Here is a 9645-nt window from a genome sequence, read left to right on the forward strand (position 1 = left end):
GTGACCGGAGTATGTCCAGAGGCTGGGAGCGGCGCCCGCTACGCGCGTATTCTCTTGCGGCATGGGGGAGTTGAAGGCGGACTGGCGGGTACGGCTGCGCAGGGGCGACGCGGACGGGCCGGTCTGCGGGGCCGGTGTGCTGCTCACCCAGGACCGGGTGCTCACCTGCGCGCACGTGGTGGGGGAGCCGGACGCCCGGATCCGGGTGGAATTCGCCGAGAACCCCGCCATCGCCCCGGTCGGGGCACATGTGGCCGAGGGTGGCTGGCTGCCCGGTCTCGGCGCGACCCGCGAGGACATCGCCGTACTCGCCCTGGAGAGCCCGCGCCCGCACGCCACCCCCGCGAGACTCGAACGGAGCCTGGAGCGCGGCGACGAGGTGTGGATCGGCGGGTACGCGCGGTCCTTCGCCGACGGGATGTGGCTGACCGGGCGGATCAGCGGAGCGCACGGCGCGTGGATCCAGCTCGACGCCGTGCGCAACGAGCAGGTGGTGAAACCGGGGTTCAGCGGGGCCGCGGTGCAGGTGCGCGGCGGACCGCCCGGATCGCCCGAGCGGGTCGTCGGGATGGTCGTCAGCTGGCGCGGCGATCTCGATCTGGCGCTGCCCGCCGAGAACGACCTGGCGTTCTCGTACATGATCCCGGTCGACCGGATCGCCGAGCTCGTGCCGCTGGTAGCGGAGTTGAGCGGTCCGGACGGCTGGGACCACGGGCTGGACCGGCGACTGCGGAGGTGGTTCGCCGGGGGCGACGAGCCCGCGGTGCGCTTCAGCGTCGTACCGCACGGCGGCGGGCGCGACCGCACCCTCAGCCACCATCTGCACCGCGCCCATCTCGTCTACCGGGGCGGACGCACCACCCCCGAGCACTTCGTCGACGAGTTGGTGACCAGGCTCCGGCCGCCCCGCCACCAGGTCCGGGCATACCGCGACTGGCTGCTCGCGGGCGGCACCGCACCCGGGCGGCCGGCGGACGGGGAGCCCGGGAGCGCGGGGCCCAGCCTCGCCGTGATCGGACTCGACGAGGACCGGCAGCCGCTCCGGCTGGTGCCCCTGCTCGCACGGGTGCGGGAGCTCGGCTTCCGGGTCCTCGTCATCGTGCGCGACAGCGGCGGTGACGAGACGACCGAGGTGGCGCGGCACCTGCTGTTACCCGCCCTCGACGAGCGGGCCGCCGAACTGGTCCAGCGCGTCGAGGACATCGAGACGGAGTGGGCCGGACTGAACGGCCTGGTGGAGTCGGCCTCCCTGAGCCCCCTGCCGCGCACCGGCGCGGCCCGCCGCCGGCAGCAGCTGGCACGACTGCGTACCGTCGGCGACCCGTACGAGCGGCTCACCGCCCTGCGCGCGCTGCTGCGCGAACTCCGGGCGGATCTGGCGAGGCGCGGCCCGGCGGGCGCACCCGGACCGCGCGGCGACCAGGGCGGGGCCGGCCGCCGATGAGGATTCCCTGCCCGCACCGCCGGTTCACCGGAGCCCCCTGCGAGGGCGCCGTGCAGCCCACCGGCCACTGCGACACCTGCGGCCGCTCCGAGGACGGCCCGGGACTCCCGCCGCTGCCCACCGCCCCCGAAAAGTGCGGGCCCAGGGCGCTGCTGGAACTGCCCAGGCTCCGCCCGAGCACCCCCGCACAGCGGCTGAGCGCCGCCGTGACACAGGCGCACGTCAGGATGAGCTGCTCCGCCAAGTCCTGCGCCACGTACTTCGTCGCCCCGTACACCGCCGCCCCACCGCCCGACGAGGGCCACTGCCCCAGGTGCGGCGCCCCGTATTCCTACCGCCCCGAACTCGACCGGGACGGGCCGCTGCTCCAGGACCAGTACCAGATCCTCGGCCCCATCGCCCACGGCGGCCAGGGCTGGGTCTACCTCGCCCGCGACACCCACCTGGAAGACCTCGTCGCCGTGAAGGGGATGCTGAACCGGTACGCGGAACGGGGCGCCGCCCAGGCCGCCGAGGAACGCCGCAGCCTCGTCGCCATCCGGCACGAACGCATCGTCCAGATCCGGGACTTCGTCAGCACCAGCAGCGCGGACGGCACGGTCTCCGGCGGCTACATCGTGATGCAGGACGTCGGCGACCGCACGCTCTCCGCCGTCGTCGAATCGACCCGGCAGGGCAATTTCGTCCTCGACATCGAACACGTCATCACCTACGGCTGCCAGATCCTCGAAGCCCTCGCCCATCTGCACGGCATGGGATTCCTGTACGGGGACATGAAGCCGTCCAACGTCGTCCACCAGCACGACGGCATCAAGGTCATCGACCTCGGCGGGGTGCGGGGCAGCCGGTCCGCCGGGCCGCCGCCCGTCATCACCCCCAAGTACGCCGCGCCCGAGACGGTCAGGGGCAGTCCGCTGACCGTCGCCCACGACATCCACACGGTCGGGGTGACCCTGGCCGAACTGGCGGGCTGGGCGGTCGGCGACGACGTACCCGGCCTCGGCATCAGCTCGTTCCGCCTGGTGGTGGAGCGGGCGACCGACCGGGACCCGGAACGCCGGTTCGCCGACGCCGAGGAGATGGCCGGCCAACTGCGCGGAGTGCTGCGCGAGATCCGGGCGCTGCGCGGAAAAGGGGACCGGACCGAACCGTCCGCCTACTTCACCCCGTCCACCGAACTGCTCGGTGCCGGGCTGGGTTCCGTACCCGACTACGCGCACTGGCTGGGCCGTACCCCGCACCGCCGCGACGAGACGCGCGAGGCGCCCGCCCTGGACTCCGGGCTCCCCACCCCCACCGAGATCGCCCGGCGGCTGCCGGTGCCCAGGCCCTACCCGGGGGACCCGGAGGCCGCCCGGTTCCTGGTGAGCAGCTACGACCCCGGCCGGCTGCTGGCCCAGCCCGCCGAGGGGGAGCGGTCGGTGGAGATCTGCCTGCACAACGCCCGGCTGCTGCTCGGCCAGGAGGGCGGCGACGCGCTGAACCGGGCACGCGAACAGGTGGAGGCGGCGAACGCCATCCCCGGCCCCGGACCGGTGCGCCAGTGGCGGCTGAGCTGGCACTGGGGACTCGTCGCGCTGCGCAGCGCGGAAGTCCTGGACGACCGGCGGCAGTTGCTGGAGGCCGCCCTGGAGCACTTCGCCGCCGTCCACCGGGCGCTGCCCGGCGAGTACGCCGCGAAGCTGGCCCTGGCCTACGTCACGGAACAGCTCGGCCCGGACCGCCCGGCCGGTGCGATCCCGCCGGCGTACGAACTCTTCCGGGCCGTGCACGCCCGCAACCCCTCCCACGTCGGTGCCGCGCTGGGCCTGGCCAGGCTGGCCCTGGCACGCGGCGACCGGGACGCGGCGGTCGAGGTCCTGGACCTGGTGCCGGACGAGTCGCGGGACCACACCGTCGCCCGGATCGCCGCGCTGCGCATCCGGGCGGCCCGGCTCGCGGCGGGCGACCGGCCGCTGCCCGGGAAGCGGCGGATCGACGCCGTGCTCGCCGCGGTCCCGCTGCGCGAGGGCGGCCCGGGACCGCATCCGGCGTCCGTGGTGACGGGCGACGAGGCGGCCCGGCTGCTGCGCACCGAACTGTACGAGTGGAAGCTCGACGCAGTCCGGGCCGAGGCCCGCGGCCCGCGGTACGACGGCCGCTGGTGGCGGCGCGGACTGCCACCGGCACCGGTGCCCGGGGAACCGGCCGTACGGGAGGAACTGGCCCGGTGCTACCGCTGGATGGCCCGCCAGTGCAAGGACACCGCCGACCACGAGAAGCTCATCGACCTCTCGCACGCCGTCCGCCCGCAGACCCGTTTCTGGTTCCCACCCCGACGCCGTACCCCCGGAGGCAGCTGAATGGGCCGCACCGCCGCGTTGTCCGGCCTCGGAATCGGCCTGTCCGTCCAGGTAGCGAAGAAGCACCGGCCGGACCAGGACACCCGGATCGACGCCCATGTGAGGGTCCGGGCGGTCGCCGTCGGGCCGCGCGACCGGATTCCCGCCGTCGACATCGCCCTGGTCGTCGCGGTGGACGTGGCCGCCGGGCGGCGTGACGCGACCGTCGCGGCGCTGACCGAGGCGGTGGGCGCCCTGCCCGACGGAATCTCCTACACCGTGCTGGGCGGCGGGGCCGCGCAGTGCTACCCGCTGCGCGGCCGGTGGGCGCTCGCCGATCCCGACGACCGGCGCCACGCCGCCTTCAGCGTCGGACGGATCGCCGCCGCCGACGAGGGGCAGCAGCCGACCGGATATGCCGGCTGGCTGGCCAGGGCCCGTGAACTCTTCGCCGAACGCGCCCTTCCCGTACGGCATCTGCTGCTCGTCACCGACGGCGGCAGCCGGGCCGAGGAGGACGACGCCACCCGCCCGGACAGCGCGCTGAGCACCGAACTCGCCCGTTGTGAGGGAGAGTTCACCGCCGATGTCATCGCTCCGGGAGCGGGCTGGGACCCGGCTCCGCTGATCGCCGTCGCGGAACGGCTGCACGGCACCGCCGTCTCCTCGCCCGACGCCTTCGCCCCCGCCGTCGCCACGGCGCTGGGCAGGCTGCGCCGGGTCCGCAGCCCCGAGCTCCCCATCGAGGTGTCCGTGCGCCCGGCGGTGCGGGAAGTGACGCTCACCGAGACCGCACCGCACCAGCAGCGGCTGGAGCCGGACCCGGTCCGGGACGATCCGCGCCGCCTGGAGTTCCGCACCCACCAGTGGGAACCGGAGTCCCGTGACTACCTCCTCACCCTCCGGGTCGACGCGAGCAACGATCCGCTGGGCGTGCCCCTCCAGCTCGCCGCGGTCACCGTCGGCGGTGCCACCGAAGCGGTCGTGGTCCGCTGGCTGCCGTCGGGAACGGCCGCGGCCACCGCGCGCATCTCCGGCGCCGCCGACCGCAACATCCACACCATGAACGTCTCCACGCAGATGCGGACCGCCCTCAACCACGGGTACGCCGCCCTCGACCTGGAGAGCCGCGAGCGGGCCGAGGCGCAGCTCGGACTCGCCGTCCGGCTCGCCACCGAGATCGCCGCCGACTGGGCCCTGGCCGAGGTCCGCAAGGTCGCCCGCATCGTGGACGGCCCGCGAGGGGTCGTCCGGGTCGGGCCGACCGTCGACCCGGGCACCGTCCGCCAGGGGATGCTGAGCATCACCTCCGGACACCCCGTGGAGCTGCCCGCGACGACCCGGGACGGACCGGCGGTCCCCTGCTCGCACTGCGACCGTCCGGCCGGACCCGCGGCCGTGTTCTGCATCGAGTGCGGGAGGCCGCTGTGAGGATCCGACCCGGATCGGGCAGGAGCGCCTACCGGTCCAGGACCCGGCGGCTGCTGGAGCGGCACCTGGCCGCGATGCTGGTGGCCGCCCTGGTCTCGATGAGCGCCCTGCTCGTCTCGTACCGCGAGGTCCAGATCTCGGCGGGCGAGATGCGCGCCCATGGCGCCCCCGCCGTGCAGGGCGTGGCCGCCACCCAGCTCGCCCTGCTGCGCGCCCACAAGGAGGCCGAGGGCTCCGTGAAGAACGGCATCGCCGATGTGGTCGGTGCCGGTGCCCGCTACGAGAACCAGCTCGCCGCCGCCGACCAGGGCCTGTCCCGGCTCTCCGACGTACAGATCGACGGGGACCGCGGCCGGGGTGTGCTCGAAACCGTGAACGGGGTGCTCACCTCGTACAGCAGCTCCATCACCCCCGGCGCCGTGAAGTACGTGTCGGACGACCTGATGCAGAAGGAGAAGTTCGCCGAGGCCGAGATGCTCCTCACCCGCGAGGGCACCGGTGTGGTGCCGCGCCTGGACGTGCTCCAGGGGCACCAGATGGCCCGGATCGACACGTTCAGCTCGATGAGCCCCTCGCAGTGGTCCGGCTGGGCGGTCGCCGAACTCGGCCTGCTGGCCATGGTCCTGATCACCCTCTCCGCACTGTGGGTGCTGCGCACCCGCTGCGGCCACAGCCTCGATGCCTGTCTGCTGGTCTCGCTGCTGGCCATCGTCTTCCTGGCGACGGGCCCGCTGATCGCGACGAGCCACACCCAGGACCTGCTGGGCGTCGCCCGCGACGGGCTGATCCAAATCGAACAACGGGCCCACGACCACAGCGACCTGGCCGGATCCCAGCAGGCCGTCACCGACACATCGACCCGGGTCCGCGACGGACTGGCCGCCCAGGGCTGGCAGAGCGGCATCTACTACGGGGCGCTCGCGGCCGGTGCCCTGATCGTGCTGCTGCCCGCCATCGGCATCGGCCGGCACCTGAACGCCGACTACTGGAGGACCGGATGATGCTGCGTGCCCGCGCTCTCCTGCTCGTCCTGTGTCTGGCGCTGACCGCTGCGGGCTGCGGACTCGCCGCGCCCGGCGGCGGCGACGAACAGCCGAAGGTGACGATCCTCGGGCCGTGGACCGACAACCAGGAGACCCACTTCAAGGGGGTCCTGGACACCTTGGGCACTCCGTACACCTACCAGGGCACCGCCGCCACCCGGGAGGTCCTGCTCGCCGCGGTGCAGGCGGGCAACCCGCCCGACATCGCGATCCTGCCGGGCGTCGGGGACCTCGTCGAGTACGCCGCGGAGGGGCGGCTGTACCCGCTGGGCAAGGGCACGGCCGCGAAGTACGGCAGGCCCTGGCAACCGCAGGCGAGGGGCATAGAGGCGGATCTCTGGGTGCCGCTCAAGGCGGACCTCAAGAGCATCGTCTGGTACCGCAAGGACCGGCCGCCGCCCGCCCACCCCGCACCGCTGACCTCCTGGTGCATCGGCATGGGCGACGACGGGGCCTCGGGCTGGCCGGGCAGCGACTGGATCGAGGACCTGATCCTGCAGACGGCGGGCCGGGTGCAGTACGAGCGATGGGCGACCGGGGACCTGGACTGGACGGCCGGTCCAGTGGTCAACGCCTGGAGCCTGTGGGCCGGCCTGCTGGCCCAGGACCCCGACGCCGCCCGCCGGGCCCTGCTCAGCGACCACCGGGGCGGCCCCGGCGGGCGCGGACTGCTCTTCGACGGCGGCTGCGACCTGGAGCACCAGGGCTCCTTCGCCCGGTCCTTCTACGGGGACCACAGCGGGCGGGCCGTCTTCACGGACTCCGCGCCGCTGCTGCCCTCGGGCCCGAAGGTCAGGGGCCGCGAGGTGTCCGCCGACTTCGCCGCCCTCTTCGGTGACTCCGCACAGGCCCGCGATCTGCTCACCCGGCTCACCTCGCGCCCGGCCCAGGAGGAGTGGGGCCGCAGAGCCGGGGTATTCTCGCCGAACTCCGACGTGCCCGCCAGGAGCGGTACGGTCGAGAAGCAGATCAGCGATCGTCTCACCGACCGGCAGGTGCCGCTCTGTCTGGACGCGTCCGACGTGATGCCCGCCGCCGTACGGGACGCCTTCTACGAGGCGGTGCTGCTGACCATCGCCCACCCCGATGCCCCGGTGCGCGAACGGCTGGACGACATCCAACGTGTTCAGAGCGCCGAACGCGCCCGGAACGCCCGACCGGACCACACCGAGTGGCTGACAGGCGTGTGCAGCGGACCACAGTGATCCTTTGTCGGACTCGCACAAAGACTGACCCGTACTGGCTGGTACTTCGCCTGCACACTGCCCGGATTCTGTCGGGCTCCACCAGGAAACGGGTCAGGAGACTGTACGGAGTCGACGGCAGGGTTTAGTTGCTCGGCTTCGTAGGGTCGGTACATGACCGTTGTGGACGAAACCCCGGGCGAGCCGAGCGACACCCGTGGCCGTGTGGCCGAACTGCTGGCGCTGCGTGAGCAGGCCCGTCGCGGACCGAGTGACCGGGCTACCGAGGCGCAGCACGCCAAGGGCAAGCTGACGGCGCGCGAGCGCATCGCGCTGCTCCTCGACGAGGGTTCGTTCAAGGAGGTCGAGCAGCTGCGCCGGCACCGGGCGACCGGGTTCGGCCTGGAGGAGAAGAAGCCGTACACCGACGGTGTCATCACCGGCTGGGGCATGGTCGACGGCCGTACGGTCTTCGTCTACGCGCACGACTTCCGGATCTTCGGCGGGGCGCTGGGCGAGGCCCACGCCACGAAGATCCACAAGATCATGGACATGGCCATCTCGGCCGGTGCCCCGCTGGTGTCGCTGAACGACGGCGCGGGCGCCCGTATCCAGGAGGGCGTCTCCGCGCTCGCCGGGTACGGCGGGATCTTCCAGCGCAACACCCGGGCCTCGGGTGTCATCCCGCAGATCAGCGTGATGCTCGGCCCGTGCGCGGGCGGCGCGGCCTACTCCCCGGCGCTGACCGACTTCGTGTTCATGGTCCGCGAGACCTCGCAGATGTTCATCACCGGACCGGACGTCGTCAAGGCGGTCACCGGCGAGGAGATCACCCAGAACGGGCTCGGCGGCGCCGATGTGCACGCCGAGACCTCGGGCGTCGCGCACTTCGCGTACGACGACGAGGAGACCTGCATCGCCGAGGTCCGCTACCTGATCGGGATGCTGCCCTCGAACAACCGCGAGAACCCGCCGACCGCCGCGAGCGACGACCCCGCCGACCGGCGCGGCGACGTCCTGCTGGACCTGGTCCCGGCCGACGGCAACCGCCCGTACGACATGCACAAGGTCATCGAGGAGCTCGTCGACGACGGCGACTACCTGGAGATCCACGAACGCTGGGCCCGCAACATCGTCTGCGCCCTGGCCCGCATGGACGGCCAGGTCGTCGGCATCGTCGCCAACCAGCCGCAGTCCCTCGCCGGCGTCCTGGACATCGAGGCCTCCGAGAAGGCGGCCCGCTTCGTCCAGATGTGTGATGCATTCAACATTCCCATCATCACTCTTTTGGACGTACCCGGCTTCCTGCCCGGGGTCGATCAGGAGCACGGTGGAATCATCCGGCACGGTGCGAAGCTGCTCTACGCGTACTGCAACGCCACGGTGCCGAGGATCTCGCTGATCCTGCGCAAGGCCTACGGCGGTGCGTACATCGTGATGGACAGCCAGTCCATCGGTGCGGATCTGACGTACGCCTGGCCGACCAACGAGATCGCGGTGATGGGCGCCGAGGGCGCCGCCAACGTCATCTTCCGTCGGCAGATCGCCGACGCCGAGGACCCGGAAGCCATGCGGAAGCGCATGGTCAAGGAGTACAAGGCGGAACTGATGCATCCGTACTACGCAGCCGAGCGCGGCCTGGTCGACGACGTCATCGACCCCGCCGAGACCCGCGAGGTGCTGATCGCCTCGCTCGCCATGCTCCGTTCCAAGCACGCCGACCTGCCGTCCCGCAAGCACGGCAACCCCCCGCAGTAGTCCGCACTCCACGCAGTCCCCTGCCGAGCCCGCGAAGACCTGCCTGCCGAGAAGACGGAGAAACCACCCATGACCACTGCTGCCGAGTCCGTCCTGCGCGTCGAGAAGGGCCTCGCCGACCCCGAGGAGCTGGCCGCGATAACCGCGGTCCTGCTCGCCCGCGCCGCAGCCCGGTCCGCCGCGCCCGCCGCCCACCGCGGCCGCGACACCGCCGGGTGGCGCCGCCTGGAGCGCACGCCGGGCTTCCGCGCCCCGCACTCCTGGCAGGGCTGACCCGCAACGCGTGAAAGGGCCCCGCCTCCTTCGCTTAGGTTCTAGGAGTCGTCGCAACACCCCAGCTCAAGGGGTGCGATGGAGTTCGAGATCCGCAAGGTGCGGACGGTGGCCCAAGGCCGCAAGAAGCTGGTCCGTGAGCGGGAGGAATACTTCCGGCTCATGGACCAGGGCCTGACCAGCTACGAAGC

General features: G+C 72.5%; 7 protein-coding genes. All 7 read left to right on the forward strand.

Features of this window, described 5'->3' with window-relative positions; all coding sequences use genetic code 11:
* Positions 1–61: 61 nt before the first annotated feature.
* Positions 62–1444, forward strand: a complete 1383-nt coding sequence (locus ACFV8T_RS32925) for a serine protease (RefSeq protein WP_385334737.1) — start codon at positions 62–64, stop codon at positions 1442–1444.
* Positions 1441–3786 (forward strand): tetratricopeptide repeat protein, encoded by a 2346-nt coding sequence (locus ACFV8T_RS32930; RefSeq protein ID WP_385334739.1) that lies wholly within the window; start codon positions 1441–1443, stop codon positions 3784–3786. The genes ACFV8T_RS32925 and ACFV8T_RS32930 overlap by 4 nt, the downstream gene beginning before the upstream one ends.
* Positions 3787–5196, forward strand: a complete 1410-nt coding sequence (locus tag ACFV8T_RS32935) for a hypothetical protein (RefSeq protein ID WP_385334741.1) — start codon at positions 3787–3789, stop codon at positions 5194–5196.
* Positions 5193–6197: a hypothetical protein gene (locus tag ACFV8T_RS32940; protein ID WP_385334743.1), complete on the forward strand. Its 1005-nt coding sequence runs from the start codon at positions 5193–5195 to the stop codon at positions 6195–6197. Before ACFV8T_RS32935 ends, ACFV8T_RS32940 begins: the two co-directional genes overlap by 4 nt.
* The gene (locus ACFV8T_RS32945) at positions 6194–7444 is read left to right on the forward strand and encodes a carbohydrate ABC transporter substrate-binding protein (RefSeq protein ID WP_385334745.1); all 1251 of its coding nucleotides are present in this window, start codon (positions 6194–6196) and stop codon (positions 7442–7444) included. The genes ACFV8T_RS32940 and ACFV8T_RS32945 overlap by 4 nt, the downstream gene beginning before the upstream one ends.
* Positions 7445–7597: 153 nt before the next feature.
* On the forward strand, positions 7598–9181 hold the full coding sequence (locus tag ACFV8T_RS32950; RefSeq protein ID WP_385334747.1) for an acyl-CoA carboxylase subunit beta: 1584 nt from the start codon (positions 7598–7600) through the stop codon (positions 9179–9181).
* A gap of 69 nt (positions 9182–9250) precedes the next feature.
* Entirely contained in the window at positions 9251–9454 is a 204-nt protein-coding gene (locus ACFV8T_RS32955) for an acyl-CoA carboxylase subunit epsilon (protein ID WP_385334749.1), read from the forward strand.
* Positions 9455–9645 lie beyond the last annotated feature (191 nt).

The sequence above is a fragment of the Streptomyces sp. NPDC059832 genome (assembly GCF_042731715.1).
In the GTDB taxonomy this organism is placed as follows: domain Bacteria; phylum Actinomycetota; class Actinomycetes; order Streptomycetales; family Streptomycetaceae; genus Streptomyces.

Excerpts from the sequence above, each read along its gene's own strand:
- ACFV8T_RS32950 (WP_385334747.1), top strand. The coding sequence starts at position 7,598 with ATGACCGTTGTGGACGAAACCCCGGGCGAGCCGAGCGACACCCGTGGC.
- ACFV8T_RS32955 (WP_385334749.1), top strand. The coding sequence starts at position 9,251 with ATGACCACTGCTGCCGAGTCCGTCCTGCGCGTCGAGAAGGGCCTCGCC.
- ACFV8T_RS32925 (WP_385334737.1), top strand. The coding sequence starts at position 62 with ATGGGGGAGTTGAAGGCGGACTGGCGGGTACGGCTGCGCAGGGGCGAC.
- ACFV8T_RS32930 (WP_385334739.1), top strand. The coding sequence starts at position 1,441 with ATGAGGATTCCCTGCCCGCACCGCCGGTTCACCGGAGCCCCCTGCGAG.
- ACFV8T_RS32945 (WP_385334745.1), top strand. The coding sequence starts at position 6,194 with ATGATGCTGCGTGCCCGCGCTCTCCTGCTCGTCCTGTGTCTGGCGCTG.
- ACFV8T_RS32935 (WP_385334741.1), top strand. The coding sequence starts at position 3,787 with ATGGGCCGCACCGCCGCGTTGTCCGGCCTCGGAATCGGCCTGTCCGTC.